Raw genomic sequence first — 18,247 nt, forward strand, 5'->3', positions numbered from 1 at the left:
CGCAACCCGCTTTTTCGCGGCGACGGGGTCTGCGCGCTTGAAAATCGGTGGGGAGGTGGCACATGGGATGTCATGGATGCACCCTTTGACCTGAATAGCCTGCCCACCGGCGTATCGATGTCCCTGTCGCCACTGGTGTCACGGGTGCTGGCACCCAATCCGTCGCCTTTCACCTTTACCGGGACGCAAAGCTATCTGGTGGGGACCACGGAAATCGCTGTGATCGATCCGGGTCCAGCCGATCCGCTACATCTGGCAGCGCTGGAAGCGGCCATCGCGGGCCGCCGGGTCACGGCGATCCTGTGCACGCATACCCATCGCGATCATAGTCCGGCGGCGCGCCCGCTGGCCGAGGCGACCGGCGCGCCCATCATCGGCTGTGCGCCACTGACACTGGACGATGACGGCCCGCGCGCCGATGCGGCGTTCGATCCGCATTATGCCCCTGATCATGTGCTGGCCGATGGTGACACGGTGCAGGGGACAGGATGGACGCTGCAAGCCGTAGCCACGCCGGGACACACCTCCAATCATCTGTGCTTCGCGCTCATCGAGGAGCAGGCACTGTTCACCGGCGATCATATCATGGGCTGGTCGACGACGGTGGTATCGCCGCCCGATGGCGACATGGCGGACTATATGCGGTCCATGCAGCGGCTGATCGACCGGGACGATGTCGTCTACTACCCTGCGCATGGCGAACCGGTGGACAAGCCCCAGCGGCTGGCGCGATCCATGATGGGCCACCGCCGTCATCGGGAAGGGCAGATCGTCCGGCATCTGCAAACCAGTGGATCGTCCGCGATCCCCGATATGGTGGCCGAGATGTACAAGGGTGTCGATCCGCGCCTGCATCCGGCGGCAGGGCGTTCCGTGCTGGCGCATCTGATCGATTTGCGCGCGCGCGGGCTGGCGCGTGAGCAGGATGGCCAGTGGGAAGCAATCGCCGCATGAAGGGCATGATCAAATGGATCGTCCTGGCGCTGGTCGTGTTCGGGCTGGCGTTCGGCGGGGCATATTTCTTTCAGCAGCGGGTGAACCAGCAGCTTGATGGCAAGGTCGAAACCATTGCGACCGCCAGTTTACAGGGGCTGCGCGAACAGGCGCGGCTGACGGCGTTCATCGCCAGTTTCGTGGCAGTGGTGAGCAGCGAGCAGGCGCGGTTCGGGCTGAAGGCCGAGCAGACGATGATCATGCCCGGGCTTGTCCGCTACGAAGTCGACCTCAATGCGCTAAAGCCCGCCGATGTGAAGTGGGACAAGGAAAACAACACGCTCAGCGTCGCGCTACCCCCACTGATTCTTTCTGGTCCCGAAGTCGACCTGTCGGGCATCCGCCAATATGATGGCGGGGGCATATTGATGGCGCTGACCGATGCGGAAGCGACGCTGGACGCGGCCAATCGCAAGCGGGGGCAGGATGAATTGCTCAAGCAGGCGAAGGGCGAAGTGCCGATGCGCCTTGCCCGCGATGCGACGCGCAACGCCATTGAGCGCAGTTTTGCTATGCCGCTGCGCGCAGCGGGGATAAAGGCAACCGTAGTGGCGAAATTCGCCGGCGAATAAGGAAGAGACAGCGAACATGGACGCCAGAGGTGGAATAGGTGGAAGCCTGAAAGGCGTGGACCTGCGCGCCGAAATCGAGCGGCTGCGCAAGGAGCGTAACGCCGTCATTCTGGGGCATTATTACCAGTCGCCGGAGATACAGGATTTGTCCGACTTCGTCGGCGATTCGCTGGAGCTGTCGCGCAAGGCGGCGGAGACCGATGCGGATGTCATCGCGTTTTGCGGCGTGCGTTTCATGGCAGAGACGGCGAAGATACTGAGTCCCGAAAAAATCGTGATCCTGCCCGACATGGACGCAGGATGCAGTCTGGAGGACAGTTGCCCGCCCGCACAGTTCAAGGCGTTCCGGGAGGCGCATCCCGATCATATGGCGCTGAGCTACATCAACTGTTCGACCGAAGTGAAGGCGCTGTCGGACATTATCGTGACGAGCAGTTCGGCTGAAAAGATATTGAGCCAGATTCCCAAGGAGCAGAAGATCATCTTCGGCCCGGACAAGCATCTGGGCGGCTATCTGGCGCGCAAGCTGGGGCGCGAGATGCTGCTGTGGCCGGGCGTGTGCATCGTGCACGAGGCATTCAGCGAAACCGAATTGCTGAAACTTAAGGCGCAACATCCTGATGCGCCGATCGCCGCGCATCCCGAATGCCCGCCTTATATCGTCGATCATGCCGACTATGTCGGATCGACCAGCGGTATCCTCGACTTTGCCAAGACCATGCCGGGCGATACGCTGATCGTCGCGACGGAGCCGCATATCATCCACCAGATGGAAAAGGCAGTGCCGGAGAAGCAGTTCATCGGCGCGCCGGGCGCGGACGGTAACTGCAACTGCAATATCTGCCCGTACATGGCGCTCAATACGATGGAGAAGCTCTATGTCGCGTTGCGCGATCTGCAGCCACGCATCGAGATGGACGAAGGCGTGCGTATTGCGGCACGCAGGTCACTCGACCGGATGCTGGAAATGGCGAGCGGCACGGTGGGGCAGGGCGATCTGGGCGCGCGATGACATTCGTTCTGGAGGGCTTTGACCTCGACGCATTCGTCGCCGCTACGCTGGCCGAGGATTTGGGGGAGGGCGGGGACATAACCTCCACCGCTGTGATCCCCGCCGACGCGCTGTTCGTGGGTGTGATGGATAGCCGCGATCCAGTGACGGTGGCGGGGCTGCCGATTGCCGAGGCATTCTTCCGCACGCTCGATCCGGATGTCGAGATCGACATGCTGGTCGAGGACGGGCAGCAGGTGGCGGCTGGCACCGAACTGATGCGGCTGCGCGGTAAGGCGCGTGCAATGCTGACGGCGGAGCGGTCTGCGCTCAACACGGTTCAACATCTGAGCGGCATTGCAACGATGACGCGCAGCTATGTCGATGCCATCGTCGGCACGGGCGCGACCTTACTCGACACCCGCAAGACGATTCCCGGGCTTCGGCGGCTTGAGAAATATGCAACGCATATGGGCGGAGCGACCAATCATCGCATGGGCCTGTGGGATGCCGCGATGATCAAGGACAATCATGTGGCGGTGGCCGGATCGGTCGGCGAAGCCGTGCGGCGCGCAGTGGCTGCCGGAATCGCCAGCATCATCGTGGAGGTGGACCGGGTCGATCAGATCGAACCGGCGCTGGAGGCGGGTGCGACGCATCTGCTGCTGGACAATATGGACCCGCCGACGCTCCGCGGCGCAGTAATGCTGGTCGGAGGGCGTGTGCCGACGGAAGCGTCTGGCGGTGTGAAGCTGGACACCATTCGCGCGATTGCGCAGACGGGGGTTACCTATGTGAGCGTGGGGCGTTTGACCCAATCTGCGCCCGCCGCCGATGTCGGACTGGATTTCGCGCATGTTTAGAATAATCGTCGCCGCTGCCGCGATGCTCACGCCGGTTGCTGCCGTCGCACAAGTCGAGCAGTGCAATGTGCCCAGCACGATCCCACGCCCGCGACCCGATCTGCCGTCGGACAGCCAGCCAAAGCGCGTGTTGCCGATTGACGGTTATACGCTCGCGATCACATGGTCGCCGCAATATTGCGATGGCAAAAGCGGGGAGCGGGATGCTTTCCAATGTGGCAATCGGAATGCGCGGTTCGGTTTCACGCTGCATGGGCTGTGGCCCGATGGCGTGGGCAAGGACTGGCCGCAATATTGTCGCGCAACGTCGATCCTGCCTAGGGCCACGATTGCCCGCAATCTATGCGTCACGCCGTCGGCACAACTGATCCAGCACGAATGGGCGAAGCACGGCACCTGCATGCGCGCCAATGGCCAGCCAATAAGCCCGAATGCGTATTTCAACCGGTCGCGAGCCATGTATGGCAAGCTACGCTTTCCCGACATGGCGGAACTGGCGCAGCGTGGGACGATGACCGCGGGCGCTTTTGCCAGTGCCTTTGCTGCCGCCAACAAGGGGCTGCGTGCGGACATGATGCGCGTCACGGCGACGCGCGAGGGGTGGCTGGACGAGGTGTGGCTCTGCCTTGACCGTCGCTTCCGCAATGCCCGTTGTCCGACCCATCAGGGTGGACTGAAGCCTGCGGACAGCCTGCGCATCAGGCCGCAATAGACGCTCAGCGGTCGATGGTGACCGTGCCGGGGTGATGTTTGTCCAGATGCTTTCGAATGATTTTCAAGTTCTTGGTGTTGGACTTGAAGAAAAAGTCGAAGGCATCCCCAACGAACGGAATTGCGCCAACCAAGGTGTCGAAACCGACATTGCCCGCCATTCGGGTGATTTGCCATTTCGACATGCCCAGATTGCGGGCTTCCCACACGATCCACGCGCCCATTGCGGCGGTCGCGATGTCGCCGATCACCGGGATGAGGCCTACGATGCTGTCCAGCCCGACGCGGCGATTGGTGCCGGGCAGGACGAACATGCCTTCCAGCAATTGCTCCATTGCCTCGATCCGGCGGCGCACCGATGCGGGATCGCTGCCAAAGCCGGGAAGATCACGCGCAATGCGGTCGAACTGGTCTTGCGAAATCGGCAATACTGTTACTCCTCTGCACCCTAATTGGTGGCGCGGAACAACTGGTTCAATGGGTGACGTGCACGGGAGGAGGGGGCGAACCCGTTGAGTGCACGGGTAGCCAGCGACCAGCGCACCGGCATCGACAGCGGAATGTAGCCGTTATGGGCAGTCATAAGGTCGTAGGCTTCCGCCAACCGTGCCTGACTGACCTCCAATGTCGGTGCCATTTCCGCTTCGATCAGGCGCTCTTGCGCGGCGGGATCGCAATGCACCTTTCGCGCGCAACTTATGCGGCCCAGATACCAGGACGCACTGTCATATGCAGCGACTTCGTCGACCAGGCGCAGATCGGCATCGGCATCGCGCTCGACCTGCTGGCTTGGTACGCCGATGCGGCTGAGATCGGCGGCGATCAGGCTGTAGAGCAAGCGTGAGCCCGATCCCTTCGGCATGGCAATGCGCAGGCGCGGTATGGCGCCGTTGTCGTTGCGCCAGATCGCAATGGCGGCACGGGCGGTGCTGCGACGGTCGTCCATCGGCATGGCCGACCATGACGGCGCTGCAGGGGCAGCGGGCAGATCGAGCTGTTGCGTCATCAATCGGTCGGTGATGACCCATCCACTTAGGGCGAAGGCATCGGGCAAGGGTGTCCGATCTATGGCCATGTTCAGCGCTGCGCGCACGCGGTCATCGTTCAGAAAATCGCTGCGGCCGACCACCGCGAATCCGAACAATCCCTGTACGGGATCGACATGTACGTCGCGATTGTCGATGTCCGCGCGCTTGAGAAGCGGGATGTCGCTATAGCGGCCACCCAGTACGAGGGACGACAGCCCTTGTTTGAAGCGGGCGATGGCCATCGATCCGCGCTCGGCGCGCAGGACGCGATTCTCCCACGGGGCAATAGGCTCCTCGTCGTCCGCGTTGTCATCGACAATGGGGCGCAGGAACCAGGCTTCGCCTCGCTTTTCCTTTCGGTAGGGACCGGTGCCGCCGTCGCGCCGGGTGATCGCCATTTGCGGCTGGGCCAGCATTTGCAGCAGATAGGGCCTGGGGACGGACAAGCGGATTTCCAGCACTTCGCCGGTCATCGAGGACACTTCCTGAATCGCCGCGAGATCGCCATGACTGTCGAGGGCGAGGTTGGCAGCGATCCGGTTCTTCAGCAGGGCTGCAACATCGACTGCTTTTATGCGCGCACCATTAGCCCAGCGCGCACGACGCAGGCGAAAAATGTAGCTGCGGCCGTCATCCTGAACGATCCAGCGTTGGGCAAGCGCAGGCAGGATATCGCCGCGCGCGTCGAAGGCCACAAGCCCCTGCGCCGTCGATTCCAGCATGAGCTTGCCCGCCGGGCTAAGGATATCGCGCATGGGATCGGCCAACTGACGGGGCGTGCCGATAACGCTCACGACCACTGGTCCGGATTGCTTTTCCGAACAGGCGGACAGCATCATGCCGCTCGCCGCCAGAAAAGCAGAGAAAGACAGCAAGACGGTGCGTGGACGGCGGGACATGAGCGAGGCGGTTCCTGAAAGCGGGGGCCGGTGATCCGGTCTAGCCTGCGCCGCCCGCCGCGCCAAGCCGCCAGTCCCTAATGTTTGAACTTGTGAAGCACCGCTACGATGACGCCGCCCACGATCAGCCCTACGATGCCCGATCCCAGCGCAGTGACCAACCATTCGGTTACGGCGTGCAGTGGACCGGTTACGGCGCCTGCTGCTGCCGCCAGATGGTGGAGGGTATCGGGAATCGCGGCCAGGCCGAACACCTCCAGCCCGTGCACGATGATCCCGCCGCCGACCCATAGCATGGCCGCCGTGCCGATGACCGACAGTGCGCGCATCAGTACCGGCATCGTATTGACCAGACCGCGCCCGACCGTCTGGTTGAACGACGATGGCTGTTGCGCCATGTGCAGGCCGATATCGTCCATCTTCACGATAAAAGCGACGGCGCCATAGACGCCTGCGGTAATCAGCACGGATACGACCGCCAGGACCAGAGCCTGTTCCCACAGGGGGACAGTCGATACCGAAGACAAAGCAATCGCCATGATCTCGCCCGACAAGATGAAATCGGTGCGTATAGCGCCGGAGACCTGACGGTCTTCCAACGCCGCTGGATCGGCAATCTCCGCGAGGTCTTCGATGGGTTCGTCATGCTGGCCGCTCATCGCTTCGAACAGCTTCTCCGCCGCTTCGAAGCATAGATAGGAGCCGCCCATCATGAGCAGCGGCGTCAACGCCCATGGCGCAAAGGCGCTGATCGCGATGGCGGCGGGAAGAAGGAACAGCAGCTTGTTGCGCAGCGACCCGAGCGCGATCTTCCAGATGATGGGCAGTTCGCGGTCGGGGGTCAGGCCCACCACATAACGGGGGGTGACCGCGGCATCGTCTATCACCACGCCGGCGGCCTTGCTGCTGGCCTTGGCGGCAGCGCCGGTGACATCATCCAGTGACGACGCAGCCAGCTTGGCAATCCCCGCGATATCGTCGAGCAGCGCAATCAATCCCGATGCCATATGAAACTGTTCCCCCAGCGCGTTCGTCAGCAGGCACGCAATAGCCGTAACTCAAGGCGATGCAACGTCGCGGTGAAAGCGTTTGTTCCAGAATGCTGGTGCGGACGGCGGGACTCGAACCCGCACTCCATAGGAAACAGATTTTAAGTCTGTCGCGTCTACCGGTTTCGCCACGTCCGCACGTGCGAGATCTGCCGTCGCCGATGGGCGACGGGACGTGCCTTAACGGCATTTGTGTGGATTGAAAATGTTTCCTGTTCGTCACACGAAAAGGAGACCGGCTTTGCGGCAATCCCGATCCGATTGCCGCCTCCGCCATCGGGCCCAAAGACTATTTGGTGTTGAGCCGCTCGCGCATTTCCTTGCCAGGCTTAAAATAGGGGACGCGCTTTGCCGTTACCGGAACGGTTTCGCCCGTGCGCGGATTGCGACCCGTGCGCGCGTCACGATCGCGGGTGGTAAACGCACCGAAGCCACGTAATTCCACGCGACCGCCCGATGCCAGACGATCGATTATTTCGCGGAAGAACAGATCGACGATCCGTTCGATTTCCTGCAACGTCAGGTCCACATTATCATCGGCAAGCTTCTGAACCAATTCCGAGCGGATCATTGCTTTCTCCCCCACTTAGGCTGCACCCCACATGCCGCCAGCAATTTGCCTTAATCAAAAGCAAGGCGGCTGACAACGCTGTAAGTGGGATAGACTATCGTGGAAAATCAAACGACTGTCTCATTTTCGCGCAACATGATTGCACCGGCGATGTTTCGATAATGCAAAATGGCGTGACGGGGATGCCGTCACGCCATTTTGTTACCGTTATCGGATGCGCCGTTGCAGGCGCATCCGTCAGGATCAGGCTATCAGCCTTCGTTCTTTGCCTTGAGCGCTTCGCCCAGAATGTCGCCCAGCGATGCGCCGCTGTTCGACGAACCATACTGTGCAACGGCCTGCTTCTCTTCGGCGATCTGCATCGCCTTGACCGAGAAGTTAGGCTTCTTCGCACGGTCGAAGCCGATGACCATCGCATCGAACTTCTGACCGGGCTGGAAGCGTTCGGGACGCTGTTCGTCACGGTCGCGACCAAGGTCGCTGCGCTTGATGAAGCCAGTTGCGCCGTCTTCACCCGACTGCACTTCAAGGCCGCCATCGCGGACTTCAAGGACGGTCACGGTGACGATTGCGTTCTTGTTGAGGTTCGATCCGGCCGAAGCGGTGCCGCTGCTGCCGACGGCAGGAGCGCCCTTTTCAAGCTGCTTCATGCCAAGGCTGATGCGTTCCTTCTCGACGTCGATGTCGAGAACGATGGCCGTGACTGCTTCGCCCTTGCGATGCAGAGCCAGCGCGTCTTCGCCCGAAATGCCCCATGCGATGTCGGACATGTGGACCATGCCGTCGACGTCGCCGTCCAGACCGATGAACAGACCGAATTCGGTGGCGTTCTTGACTTCGCCTTCGACGACGGAGCCAACCGGGTGCTTGTCTGCAAAGTCATCCCAGGGATTGGACTGTGCCTGCTTGAGGCCCAGCGAAATACGACGCTTTTCGCTGTCGACTTCGATAACGATGACTTCGACTTCCTGGCTGGTCGAAACGATCTTGCCGGGATGTACGTTCTTCTTGGTCCAGCTCATTTCCGAAACGTGGACCAGGCCTTCGATGCCAGCTTCCAGTTCGACGAATGCACCATATTCGGTGATGTTGGTTACGCGGCCCGTCAGCTTGGCGCCGACAGGATACTTGGCCATTGCGCCTTCCCACGGATCGCTCTCAAGCTGCTTCATGCCGAGCGAGATGCGCTGCGTGTCGCGGTTGATGCGGATGATCTGCACGCGGACGGTGTCGCCGATGTTGATCATTTCGTTGGGGTGGTTGATGCGCTTGTAGCTCAAATCGGTGACGTGCAGCAGGCCATCGATGCCGCCCAGATCGACGAACGCACCGTAATCGGTGATGTTCTTGACCACGCCTTCGATGATCTGACCTTCGGCCAGCGTCTGGATGAGGCCGGTGCGCTGTTCTGCGCGCGTTTCTTCCAGAATGGCGCGACGCGACACGACGATGTTGCCGCGACGGCGATCCATCTTGAGGATCTGGAAAGGCTGCGGAATGTCCATCAGCGGGGTAACATCGCGCACGGGGCGGATATCGACCTGCGAACCGGGAAGGAATGCTACGGCACCGTCCAGGTCGACAGTGAAGCCGCCCTTGACGCGACCGAAGATGACGCCTTCGACGCGCGCGCTTTCGGTAAATTCAGCTTCCAGCTTGTCCCAAGCGGCTTCGCGGCGGGCGCGGTCGCGGGACAGCATGGCATCGCCATGGGCGTTTTCGACGCGGTCGACATAGACTTCGACTTCGTCGCCGACCTTGATGTCAGCCTTCTGGCCGGGCATCGCAAATTCGCGCAAAGGCACGCGGCCTTCGCTCTTCAAACCTACGTCGATGACGGCAAGGTCGTTTTCAATGGCGGTAACGGTGCCTTTTACGACGCGGCCTTCAAAGCCGCCGTCTTCGCCACCAAGAGAATCGTTGAGCATCGCTGCGAAATCGTCGCGCGACGGAAATGCCGTAGAGGCCATAAATGTAGTCCTTCATAGTCGTTGCTGGCCAACCGGTTGTCTCCGGTGGTCTTTGGCCAAAATGCCCGCAAAACCGTATGTTTTCCGGGCGTCTTTCAAACAAATGCTATCGAGGGACGCACGATAGAGGAAATGCGAAAAGGGCGGCGGGTGGTCCCGGCCGCTGCGCGCGTCATGCTTTTGCGTGACTGTCCAGTTGTGCGTCCACCAAAGCAATCGCCTGACGGACGGCCGCGTCTATAGTCAAATCGCTGGTATCTAGCAAGTCTGCGCCGTCGGCTTGCCGCAATGGGGCGTGATCGCGGCTCATGTCGCGAGTGTCGCGTGCCTGGATGTCGGCAATCAGCGTATCCATGTCGGGATGGCCGCCATGCGCGAGGGCGTCGGCAAAGCGCCTTTGCGCGCGCACAGAGACGCTGGCAGTAACGAAAATCTTGGCATCCGCATCGGGCGCGATGACGGTGGCAATGTCGCGCCCGTCGAGGATAGCGCCGCCCGCCTGCGTTGCGAAGTCGCGCTGGCGGGAGATGAGCGCGGCGCGGACGCTTTGGTGCACGGATACCCGTGAGGCCAGCGAGCCGACGGCTTCGCTGCGCAGAGCGGGTTCAACCAAGATGCTGTCGTCAAAATCGCAGGCTGCGAGTGCATCCGCTTCAAGATCCGGATCGCCGCCGGCCTGCAATACGGCCAATCCAACGGCGCGATACAGCAACCCGGTGTCGAGGCAGGGGAGGCCATAATGCGCGGCCAGCGCCTTGGCGATGGTGCCTTTGCCCGATGCGGCGGGGCCATCCACAGCGACGATCATGCCTTTTCCCCTCGCAGTACCTTGATAAGTCCGAAGACGGCGACAATGGCCCAGACGATTTCCATAGCCATCGACGCAACGTTGAAGTGCACCGTCAACGACGCGATCAGGAACAGCGAACCGATGAAGTTGAGCAGGTTGAAGAAGAGGAAGTTCATCGTCTTCACGACGTTGGAATAGGCATAGGCGTAGACCATCATCGCACTGCCGATCATGCCTATGACGTTCGCGGCGAAGGGGGAGAGGACTGGGGTCATGGGGTGGGCCTGCGACGCAAATACGCTCTCTTCAGATTGTCATTCCCGCGCAGGCGGCAATCCATCTCCGGACATAGCAAATTGGCGAGGGGCTGGGAGATGGATTCCCGCCTGCGCGGGAATGACGAGGGTGTTCGCACGAAAACGGTCACGCCACCGCACCCATGGCCCGGAGCAGATCGACGAAGCCCGGGAAGCTCGTCGCCACGGGCCGCATGTCGTCCACCGTCACGCCATTACGCGATACCAGTCCCGCTACGGCGAAGCTCATCGCGATGCGGTGATCGAGCAGCGTTGCCACCGGTCCGCCGCCCGTCAGCGGTTCTCCGCCGGTGCCGTCGATGATGAGGCCGTCCTCGATCTCCTCCACGCGCGCACCGATCAGGCGCAGGCCGTTGGCCATGGCGGTGAGGCGATCCGATTCCTTGACGCGCAATTCTTCCAGCCCGCGAAAGACGCTGCGGCCCTGCGCCATCGCAGCGGCGACGAAGGCCACGGGATATTCGTCGATCATGCTGGGCGCGCGGGCTGGGTCTGGCTCTACGCCATTCAGCGCCGATGCGGTGACGATCAGATCACCGACCGGTTCGCCGCCCACATCGCGAGCATTCACGATTTCGATAATCCCGCCCATTTCGCGCAGCAGGTCGATCAGCCCCGCGCGTGTCGGGTTAAGACCGACATTGCCGATCGTTACGCGCGATCCCGGCACCAGCAACGCTGCGACCATCGGGAAGGCAGCGGAGGAGGGGTCGCCCGGCACAACGATATTCTGCGGCTGCAATTCCGCTTCGCCGACCAGGCTGATGACGCGCGCGCCGTCGCTGTCGATCTCCACCGTCAGGTCGGCGCCGAATCCCTTCAGCATCCGCTCACTGTGATCGCGGGTGGCAATGGGCTCGATTACGCGGGTGATCCCCGGCGTGTTCAATCCGGCCAGCAGCACCGCCGACTTCACCTGCGCCGATGCGACCGGCAGGCGGTATTCGATGGGTACGGCGGGTGACAGGCCGCGCAAGGTTAGCGGCAGGCGACCGCCGGGCGATCCCGTGAACTCTGCGCCCATGGCCGATAGCGGCTCGATGACCCGGCCCATGGGCCGCTTGCTGAGTGAAGCGTCGCCGATGAAGGTCGCGGTGAGATCGTGACTCGCCAGCAATCCCATCAGCAGACGGGTCGACGTGCCGCTGTTCCCCATGTCGAGTGCAGTTTCCGGTTGCAGCAGGCCGCCCACGCCGACGCCATCGATGTGCCACACGCCATCGTCGTCGCGCACTATGTCGGCGCCCATTGCGCGCATTGCGGCGGCCGTCGCCAGGACGTCCTCACCCTCCAGCAAGCCTTCGACCCGGCTTTCGCCGATGGCGAGCGCGGAAAGCATCAGCGAACGGTGCGAAATGCTCTTGTCGCCCGGCACGGTAACGGTGCCCGAAAGAGGGGGCGCAGCGGTGAATGTCGCGGGCATCGCCGCGTCGTCATGGGAGTGCATGAAAGTCCGAACGTCATTAAAGGGTCAAAAAAATCGATCCGGCTTTTGACAGTGCGGCCTTGCTATGGCAATGCCCGCGTCGCTTCGTGCGCAGCCCCGCTGTCGCGCGCTTTTACCTATTTACTTTTATCAAGGATGGACGGCGGCACATGGTGAAGCCTGAATGGGGCACGAAACGGACTTGCCCGAAATGCGCAACGCGCTTCTACGATCTTGGCAAGGAAAACCCGGTTGTCTGCATCAACTGCAACAATCCTTGGGATCCAGAGCCTGTTCTGAAATCCAAACAGCCGGTTCCCTATGAGGAAATCGTGCCCAAGAAGGTCGTCGAGACGGCTGACGGCGCGGTCGAGGCTGTGGACGACGATCTGGACGTCGATCTGGATATCGATGAGGACGACGACTCGCCGGATAACGACGTCGATCTGGGTGGCGATGACGACCTGGGCGTCGAAGCTGCCGGCGATGAAGGCGACGACGACAATTAAGCACTTGCAAAGGGGGGCGCTGCTCGTTTAAGGGCAGCGCCTCGCCAGCGAGATCGGCCCTTTGGGGCGGTTCACTCTGGTAGAACGATGCGCCGAATCCCACGTTGGCGCAGTGAAGAGATGGGGCCTTAGCTCAGCTGGGAGAGCGCTTGCATGGCATGCAAGAGGTCAGCGGTTCGATCCCGCTAGGCTCCACCATTTCCTGACATTATGCGCGATGCAACGCCGACAGGCGAGCGAAACGCTGTGCTCTGTGACAGGGTCGCAAGGTATCCGTGCGGGACCGAAATCCCGCACGATGTTTTTTACACCCGTTCGATCACACCCGCTCGATGACGAGTGCGATGCCCTGACCGCCACCGATGCACATGGTGATCAGGCCATAGCGGCCCCCGGTGCGCTGCAATTCATACATCGCCTTCACCGTGATGATCGCGCCGGTCGCGCCGACCGGATGGCCAAGCGATATACCCGATCCATTCGGATTGACCTTTTCAGGATCGAAGCCGAGCGTTTTCGACACGGCGCAGGCTTGCGCGGCAAAGGCTTCGTTCGCTTCGATCACGTCGATCTGGTCGAGTGTCAGTCCGGCGCGTTCGAGCGCGATTGGCACCGCCTTCACCGGGCCGATGCCCATGCGCGAAGGTTCGACGCCTGAAAAGCCCCAGCCCAGAATCTTGGCCATCGGCTTCAGCCCATGCGCGTCAACGGCCTTTTGCGAGGCGAGAACGACCGCTGCGGCGCCGTCGTTGATGCCGCTGGCGTTACCCGCCGTTACCGAGCCGTCCTTCTTGAACGCAGGGCGCAGGGCGCTTAGGCTCTCTGCGGTCGTTTCCCCGCGCACATGCTCGTCCGCCGCAAAACTAACGACGCCCTTGCGGGTCTTGATGTCGATGGGCAGGATTTGATCGGTGAACCGGCCATCTGCCTGTGCCAGAGCGGCGCGTGCGTGGCTCTGCGCGGCGGTGGCGTCTTGCTCTTCGCGGCTGATGTCATAGTCCGCAGCGATGTTTTCCGCGGTGATTCCCATGTGGAACCCTTCGAACGGGTCACTCAATGTGGCGATCAGTGCATCGACCATTTCGACCGAGCCCATTTTCTGACCAAAGCGTGCCGCCGAAACATAATGCGGGGCACGACTCATGACTTCTGCACCGCCCGCAACGGCGACATCGCATTCCCCAAGGGTCAGCATCTGCGCGGCGGAAATGATCGCCTGAACGCTCGAACCGCACAGGCGATTGAGGGTAAGCGCTGGCGCTTCGATCGGTACGCCTGCATTCACGGCAGCGACGCGCGCGAGGTACGCATCGTTCGGTACGGTCTGGATTACCTGACCCATCACGACATGCTGGACATCAGAAGCGGCGATGCCCGCGCGGGTGATCGCTTCGGCAATGACTTTCGCGCCGAGATCGGCAGGCGTGTGATCCTTCAGGCTCCCACCGAAATCACCGATCGCGGTGCGTACGCCGGATACGATATAGACTGCTTCCAATTATATTCTCCCTCTGCACAGTGGGTGTTCGAATATCAGCGATACTCTTGCACAGGCACGCCGAAAAGGTCGTGCTCATCGGCGTCTTCTATTTCCGTATATACGATGTCGCCGGGTTGCAGACCTGACGTATCGCGCAGGAAAACATTGCCGTCGATTTCCGGTGCGTCCGCCTGAGACCGAGCGGTCGCGCCGACGCTGCCGTCGTCTTCGTCCGGTTCGCCGACTTCATCGACGATGACGGGAAGGATGCGACCGATCTTCGCCTGCAACTTGGCGGCGGAGATGGCAGCGGTTTTTTCCATGATCCGCTGGTAGCGTTCTTCCTTGACCTCTTCGGGGACCGGGTCGGGCAAGGCGTTGGCGGCTGCACCCTCGACAGGCTCAAAACGGAACGCGCCCACGCGGTCGAGCTGCGCTTCGTCCAGCCAGTCGAGAAGATACTGGAAATCGGCTTCGGTCTCGCCGGGAAAACCAACGACGAAGGACGAACGAATGGCGATGTCCGGGCAGATGGTGCGCCAGTTCTTGACCCGCTCCAGCACCTTGGCTTCATTCGCCGGGCGCTTCATGCGTTTCAGCACATTGGGCGCTGCGTGCTGGAAAGGAATGTCGAGATACGGCGTGAGCAACCCTTCGGCCATCAACGGGATCACATGATCCACATGCGGATAGGGATAGACATAATGCAGGCGCACCCAAGGAGTCTGACCCTCGGCAGTGCGTAGCTGGCCCAGCTCGCGGGCCATGTCGGTCATGTGCGCGCGGACCTCGCGGCCCTTCCAGTTGCGCGTTTCGTGCCGGGTGTCGACGCCATAAGCCGACGTGTCCTGGCTGATGATCAACAGTTCCTTCGTACCTGCCGCGACCAGCTTTTCAGCTTCGCGCAACACCGCGTCGATCCGGCGCGAGACGAGATCCCCGCGCAGCGAAGGAATGATGCAGAAGGCGCAGCGATGGTTGCAGCCTTCGGAAATCTTGAGATAGCTGTAATGGCGCGGCGTGAGTTTCAGACCACCTTCGGGGACCAGATCGACGAACGCATTGGGGACGGGGGGCGATGCTTCATGCACCGCATTCACCACATCCTCATATTGATGCGCGCCGGTGATTGCCAGCACGCTGGGGAAGCGTGCACGGATCAGTTCGGCTTCATTGCCCATGCAGCCGGTGACGATGACGCGGCCGTTTTCGGCGATTGCCTCACCGATCGCTTCGAGCGATTCCTCCTTCGCGGAGTCGAGAAAGCCGCAGGTGTTGACCAGCACGACGTCGGTCCCCGCATAATCGGGGGACATCTGATAGCCATCGGAGCGCAGTTTCGTCAGGATGCGTTCGCTGTCGACGAGCGCCTTGGGGCAGCCAAGCGAAACCATGCCGACCTTGGGCGCGGGGGGGAATGTCGTTGCCATGATGCCGCGCACATAGGGTGTTGCGCGTGTAATGTCACGGGGCAGCGATATGAAGCGACCTACGCCTAACTACCGTCATTGCCGCCTGTGCGGGAATGACGGACTATCCCTTCTTCGGGATGCACACATTCCCGGTCGCCTTGACCGACTGGCACAGCTTTTCCGCTTCTGCAGACGAAGGCAACGGGCCGACCTGAAGTCGAGTAACCGCGCCGCCCTTCACGTAAAAAGGTTGATAGGCGGCCAGGCCGCTGACCTTTTTCGACAGGGTTGCCCATAAAGCGGTCGCGCGGCTTTCCTCGCCGAATGCGCCCAACTGGATGCGCCATTCGCCCGATGGCGTCGCAGCGGCGGGTTTCGGCGCGGGCGCAACCTTGGGTTTTACAAGCGCGGCGGCTACCTGGACGGGCTTCGCAGGCTCAGATGGCGGAATGGCGGCCGATTTAATCGGCTTGGGTACCGGACGCAGTACTGGCATAGGTGGGTCGAGGGCTTTTGTCGCTGCCGCCAGCGTCATCGCGTTCTTCTTTTCCAGCTCGGACGCCAGCGCCAGTCCCTTCTTGCGCTGATCGGCGGGAATGTAATTGTTCATCTGCTCCAGGCTGGCGGTTGCCTGGGAAAGCCCGGAAGCCGAAGCGCGGGTCATCAGCGCATAAGCCTGCACCCAGTCTTTGGTCACGAACTCGCCGTTGAACAGCGCGGTGCCGAGAATATATTGCGACCGCGCTTCGCCGCGCTCTGCGGATTTGCGGATGTAGGGCAAAGCCTCTTCGCGGCGGTTCTGTTGAAACAGCAGCAGGCCGTAATTGTCCTCTGCGCGCAAATGTCCTTGCTCCGAAGCCTTGCGGAACCACTCCAGCGCGATGGGCACATCCATCGGTACACCGCGACCCAGCTTGTACGCTTGCCCCAGATTGAACTGCGCATCGGCATCGCCTGCGTTCGCCAGCGGACGCCAGTCGTTCACGGCCTTGACGTAATCGCCCTGCGTCCACGCATCGACGCCGGTCTTTACGTCGGCTTGTGCCGGGCCGGAGAACATCGCGCCATCCAGCACCAGCGCAGCGACTGGCGCGGCCAGTGCCACCGCTCCACCTATCAGGAAATGCTTCATGCTGTCGCTCCGCCCGCAAGTATAGATGCGCCTTACTGGCGGAACATACTTAATCAATCCTTACCACAACTGCGCACGATTCGGCTATGCCATCGCTTATCTCCCTACGGCGTCAACAGGATCGCCAGCGGATTAACCATTTCTTAGGTGCGGGCGTGGCAACTCTATAACCAATTCCATGGTTTCGGGGGTAATTCGTGCGGGTATTGGCACTGGCATCGCAAAAGGGTGGGTCTGGAAAGACGACACTGTCAGGGCATCTGGCGGTTCAGGCGCAGCGCGCCGGGGCAGGGCCAGTCGTTCTGATCGATATCGATCCGCAGGGGTCGCTGGCCGATTGGTGGAACGAGCGAGAGGCGGAATTTCCCGCCTTTGCACAGACGACCGTTGCGCGCCTTGCCGCCGATCTGGAAATTCTGCGTCAGCAGGGGTTCAAGCTGGCCGTCATCGACACACCGCCTGCCATCACCATGGCAATCCAGAGCGTTATTTCCGTTTCCGAACTCATCGTCGTGCCGACCCGCCCCAGCCCGCATGACCTGCGCGCCGTGGGTGCCACTGTCGATCTGTGCGAGCGCGCGGGCAAGCCACTGATCTTCGTGGTCAACGCGGCCACCCCGAAAGCCAAGATCACGTCCGAAGCCGCCGTTGCCTTGTCGCAGCATGGTACCGTTGCCCCGGTCACCTTGCACCATCGCGTCGATTACGCTGCGTCGATGATCGACGGCCGCACCGTCATGGAAGTCGACCCCAACAGTCGTTCCGCTCAGGAAGTGGTGCAGCTCTGGTCCTATGTTTCCGATCGGCTGGAAAAGAACTTCCGCCGCACGGTCTTTTCCGTGCCGAGTGGAGCCGGGCAATCCGGCGCGCTCCGTCCGTTGGGCGGGGGCTTCGGCCGCCGCGTCATCGGCCAGTAAGAGGTGGCACAGATGGCCGAACCCAAGCCTTTCGCCTCACTGACCTCGGGCCTGCTCGCGCGCAAGGGCGCCGCGTCTCCCGCCATGCGTCGCCAGGTCATGCTCAATGGCATGACGGGCGCTGCCGCCATATCCGATCCCCAGCACCATGACGATCTGGGCTGGAACGACATGGGCGAGGACAGCGTCCGGCAAAGCGATCCGCTCGCCGTCGCAGGCCTCGCGCCGATGGGGGGATCGCCCCTGTCGTTCACGCCTGCGCCGATCGTCGACCAGATGCCGGTGCCGGAGGACGCACCCGTGCCCGTGGTGATCGAACAGCGCCGCGTTCTTTCCGAAAAGCTCTCTCCCGTTTCGCCTGAGCCGACTATCGCGGCACCTGTTCTGCCGACAGCCCCGCTGAAGCAGACGGCGCGTAGCAAAGCGGCCTTCACGCTGCGTCTCGATCCGGAACGCCATCTGCGCCTGCGCCTTGCCTGCGCCGTGGCCAACCGGTCCGCGCAACATATCGTTACGCAGGCGCTCGACGCCTTTCTCGACAGCCAGCCGCAGATCGACGCGCTGGCCGAACAATTGCCGCGTCCGCGCGGCACCGACAAATAATTGGGGTGAACTGG

At 61.7% G+C, this 18,247-nt stretch carries 19 protein-coding genes and 2 tRNA genes; 9 read left to right on the plus strand and 12 right to left on the minus strand.

Going from position 1 to position 18,247, the window contains the following annotated elements:
- Positions 1-72: 72 nt before the first annotated feature.
- From LQ220_RS06725 to LQ220_RS06745, 5 genes are read left to right on the plus strand one after another with little or no spacing between them, the layout of a single operon-like run.
- Complete coding sequence (locus LQ220_RS06725; RefSeq protein WP_230187550.1) at positions 73-954, plus strand: MBL fold metallo-hydrolase; 882 nt, start codon at positions 73-75, stop codon at positions 952-954.
- A complete protein-coding gene (locus LQ220_RS06730) occupies positions 951-1,565 on the plus strand; it encodes a DUF4230 domain-containing protein (RefSeq protein ID WP_230187551.1) in 615 nt (204 codons plus the stop codon). The genes LQ220_RS06725 and LQ220_RS06730 overlap by 4 nt, the downstream gene beginning before the upstream one ends.
- A gap of 16 nt (positions 1,566-1,581) precedes the next feature.
- Positions 1,582-2,577, plus strand: a complete 996-nt coding sequence (gene nadA, locus LQ220_RS06735) for a quinolinate synthase NadA (RefSeq protein WP_230187552.1) — start codon at positions 1,582-1,584, stop codon at positions 2,575-2,577.
- The gene (gene nadC / locus LQ220_RS06740) at positions 2,574-3,419 is read left to right on the plus strand and encodes a carboxylating nicotinate-nucleotide diphosphorylase (RefSeq protein WP_230187553.1); all 846 of its coding nucleotides are present in this window, start codon (positions 2,574-2,576) and stop codon (positions 3,417-3,419) included. The genes nadA and nadC overlap by 4 nt, the downstream gene beginning before the upstream one ends.
- Positions 3,412-4,131: a ribonuclease T gene (locus LQ220_RS06745; protein WP_230187554.1), complete on the plus strand. Its 720-nt coding sequence runs from the start codon at positions 3,412-3,414 to the stop codon at positions 4,129-4,131. The genes nadC and LQ220_RS06745 overlap by 8 nt, the downstream gene beginning before the upstream one ends.
- Before the next feature lie 4 nt (positions 4,132-4,135).
- Here the strand turns inward: LQ220_RS06745 and LQ220_RS06750 are convergent, their stop codons facing one another.
- The 9 genes from LQ220_RS06750 to aroA all read right to left on the minus strand — a co-directional run bounded on the left by LQ220_RS06750 (position 4,136) and on the right by aroA (position 12,201).
- Positions 4,136-4,558: a DUF4112 domain-containing protein gene (locus LQ220_RS06750; protein WP_230187555.1), complete on the minus strand. Its 423-nt coding sequence runs from the start codon at positions 4,556-4,558 to the stop codon at positions 4,136-4,138.
- Between the two features lie 20 nt (positions 4,559-4,578).
- Positions 4,579-6,057 (minus strand): ABC transporter substrate-binding protein, encoded by a 1,479-nt coding sequence (locus LQ220_RS06755; RefSeq protein WP_230187556.1) that lies wholly within the window; start codon positions 6,055-6,057, stop codon positions 4,579-4,581.
- Between the two features lie 77 nt (positions 6,058-6,134).
- Complete coding sequence (locus LQ220_RS06760) at positions 6,135-7,064, minus strand: DUF808 domain-containing protein (protein WP_230187557.1); 930 nt, start codon at positions 7,062-7,064, stop codon at positions 6,135-6,137.
- 96 nt (positions 7,065-7,160) lie between these two features.
- A tRNA-Leu gene (locus tag LQ220_RS06765) sits at positions 7,161-7,244 on the minus strand.
- Between the two features lie 151 nt (positions 7,245-7,395).
- The gene (locus LQ220_RS06770; protein ID WP_230187558.1) at positions 7,396-7,677 is read right to left on the minus strand and encodes an integration host factor subunit beta; all 282 of its coding nucleotides are present in this window, start codon (positions 7,675-7,677) and stop codon (positions 7,396-7,398) included.
- Positions 7,678-7,928: 251 nt separating this feature from the next.
- Positions 7,929-9,647: a 30S ribosomal protein S1 gene (rpsA, locus tag LQ220_RS06775; RefSeq protein WP_230187559.1), complete on the minus strand. Its 1,719-nt coding sequence runs from the start codon at positions 9,645-9,647 to the stop codon at positions 7,929-7,931.
- A 172-nt stretch (positions 9,648-9,819) separates the two neighbouring features.
- Positions 9,820-10,455, minus strand: a complete 636-nt coding sequence (gene cmk / locus LQ220_RS06780; RefSeq protein ID WP_230187560.1) for a (d)CMP kinase — start codon at positions 10,453-10,455, stop codon at positions 9,820-9,822.
- Positions 10,452-10,712, minus strand: a complete 261-nt coding sequence (locus tag LQ220_RS06785) for a hypothetical protein (protein WP_230187561.1) — start codon at positions 10,710-10,712, stop codon at positions 10,452-10,454. Before LQ220_RS06785 ends, cmk begins: the two co-directional genes overlap by 4 nt.
- 148 nt (positions 10,713-10,860) lie before the next feature.
- Positions 10,861-12,201 carry a 3-phosphoshikimate 1-carboxyvinyltransferase gene (gene aroA / locus LQ220_RS06790; RefSeq protein ID WP_230187562.1) on the minus strand — a complete coding sequence of 447 codons (1,341 nt, stop codon included), beginning with the start codon at positions 12,199-12,201 and terminating at the stop codon, positions 10,861-10,863.
- 149 nt (positions 12,202-12,350) lie between these two features.
- Between aroA and LQ220_RS06795 the strand changes: the two genes are divergently transcribed.
- Together LQ220_RS06795 and LQ220_RS06800 are read left to right on the plus strand one after the other, a co-directional pair.
- Complete coding sequence (locus LQ220_RS06795; RefSeq protein WP_230187563.1) at positions 12,351-12,689, plus strand: TIGR02300 family protein; 339 nt, start codon at positions 12,351-12,353, stop codon at positions 12,687-12,689.
- A gap of 122 nt (positions 12,690-12,811) precedes the next feature.
- Positions 12,812-12,887, plus strand: a tRNA-Ala gene (locus LQ220_RS06800).
- 121 nt (positions 12,888-13,008) lie between these two features.
- Here the strand turns inward: LQ220_RS06800 and bktB are convergent.
- From bktB to LQ220_RS06815, 3 genes are all read right to left on the minus strand, one after another.
- Complete coding sequence (bktB, locus tag LQ220_RS06805) at positions 13,009-14,187, minus strand: beta-ketothiolase BktB (protein ID WP_230187564.1); 1,179 nt, start codon at positions 14,185-14,187, stop codon at positions 13,009-13,011.
- Between the two features lie 35 nt (positions 14,188-14,222).
- Positions 14,223-15,599 carry a 30S ribosomal protein S12 methylthiotransferase RimO gene (rimO, locus tag LQ220_RS06810; protein ID WP_230187565.1) on the minus strand — a complete coding sequence of 459 codons (1,377 nt, stop codon included), beginning with the start codon at positions 15,597-15,599 and terminating at the stop codon, positions 14,223-14,225.
- Between the two features lie 103 nt (positions 15,600-15,702).
- Complete coding sequence (locus LQ220_RS06815) at positions 15,703-16,713, minus strand: SPOR domain-containing protein (RefSeq protein ID WP_230187566.1); 1,011 nt, start codon at positions 16,711-16,713, stop codon at positions 15,703-15,705.
- Positions 16,714-16,910: 197 nt separating this feature from the next.
- Between LQ220_RS06815 and LQ220_RS06820 the strand changes: the two genes are divergently transcribed.
- Together LQ220_RS06820 and LQ220_RS06825 are read left to right on the plus strand one after the other, a co-directional pair.
- Entirely contained in the window at positions 16,911-17,630 is a 720-nt protein-coding gene (locus LQ220_RS06820) for a ParA family protein (protein WP_230187567.1), read from the plus strand.
- A 12-nt stretch (positions 17,631-17,642) separates the two neighbouring features.
- Positions 17,643-18,233 carry a hypothetical protein gene (locus tag LQ220_RS06825; RefSeq protein WP_230187568.1) on the plus strand — a complete coding sequence of 197 codons (591 nt, stop codon included), beginning with the start codon at positions 17,643-17,645 and terminating at the stop codon, positions 18,231-18,233.
- Positions 18,234-18,247: the final 14 nt, after the last annotated feature.

Source organism: Sphingobium sp. CECT 9361 (assembly GCF_918741285.1).
In the GTDB taxonomy this organism is placed as follows: domain Bacteria; phylum Pseudomonadota; class Alphaproteobacteria; order Sphingomonadales; family Sphingomonadaceae; genus Sphingobium.

What these genes read in the sequence shown, in the direction of transcription:
- LQ220_RS06795 (WP_230187563.1), top strand. Translation starts at nt 12,351, where the DNA reads ATGGTGAAGCCTGAATGGGGCACGAAACGGACTTGCCCGAAATGCGCA.
- LQ220_RS06725 (WP_230187550.1), top strand. Translation starts at nt 73, where the DNA reads ATGGATGCACCCTTTGACCTGAATAGCCTGCCCACCGGCGTATCGATG.
- LQ220_RS06785 (WP_230187561.1), bottom strand. Translation starts at nt 10,712, where the DNA reads ATGACCCCAGTCCTCTCCCCCTTCGCCGCGAACGTCATAGGCATGATC.
- rimO (WP_230187565.1), bottom strand. Translation starts at nt 15,599, where the DNA reads ATGGCAACGACATTCCCCCCCGCGCCCAAGGTCGGCATGGTTTCGCTT.
- LQ220_RS06815 (WP_230187566.1), bottom strand. Translation starts at nt 16,713, where the DNA reads ATGAAGCATTTCCTGATAGGTGGAGCGGTGGCACTGGCCGCGCCAGTC.
- LQ220_RS06745 (WP_230187554.1), top strand. Translation starts at nt 3,412, where the DNA reads ATGTTTAGAATAATCGTCGCCGCTGCCGCGATGCTCACGCCGGTTGCT.
- nadC (WP_230187553.1), top strand. Translation starts at nt 2,574, where the DNA reads ATGACATTCGTTCTGGAGGGCTTTGACCTCGACGCATTCGTCGCCGCT.
- LQ220_RS06770 (WP_230187558.1), bottom strand. Translation starts at nt 7,677, where the DNA reads ATGATCCGCTCGGAATTGGTTCAGAAGCTTGCCGATGATAATGTGGAC.
- rpsA (WP_230187559.1), bottom strand. Translation starts at nt 9,647, where the DNA reads ATGGCCTCTACGGCATTTCCGTCGCGCGACGATTTCGCAGCGATGCTC.
- aroA (WP_230187562.1), bottom strand. Translation starts at nt 12,201, where the DNA reads ATGCACTCCCATGACGACGCGGCGATGCCCGCGACATTCACCGCTGCG.
- LQ220_RS06825 (WP_230187568.1), top strand. Translation starts at nt 17,643, where the DNA reads ATGGCCGAACCCAAGCCTTTCGCCTCACTGACCTCGGGCCTGCTCGCG.
- nadA (WP_230187552.1), top strand. Translation starts at nt 1,582, where the DNA reads ATGGACGCCAGAGGTGGAATAGGTGGAAGCCTGAAAGGCGTGGACCTG.
- LQ220_RS06760 (WP_230187557.1), bottom strand. Translation starts at nt 7,064, where the DNA reads ATGGCATCGGGATTGATTGCGCTGCTCGACGATATCGCGGGGATTGCC.
- LQ220_RS06730 (WP_230187551.1), top strand. Translation starts at nt 951, where the DNA reads ATGAAGGGCATGATCAAATGGATCGTCCTGGCGCTGGTCGTGTTCGGG.
- LQ220_RS06755 (WP_230187556.1), bottom strand. Translation starts at nt 6,057, where the DNA reads ATGTCCCGCCGTCCACGCACCGTCTTGCTGTCTTTCTCTGCTTTTCTG.
- cmk (WP_230187560.1), bottom strand. Translation starts at nt 10,455, where the DNA reads ATGATCGTCGCTGTGGATGGCCCCGCCGCATCGGGCAAAGGCACCATC.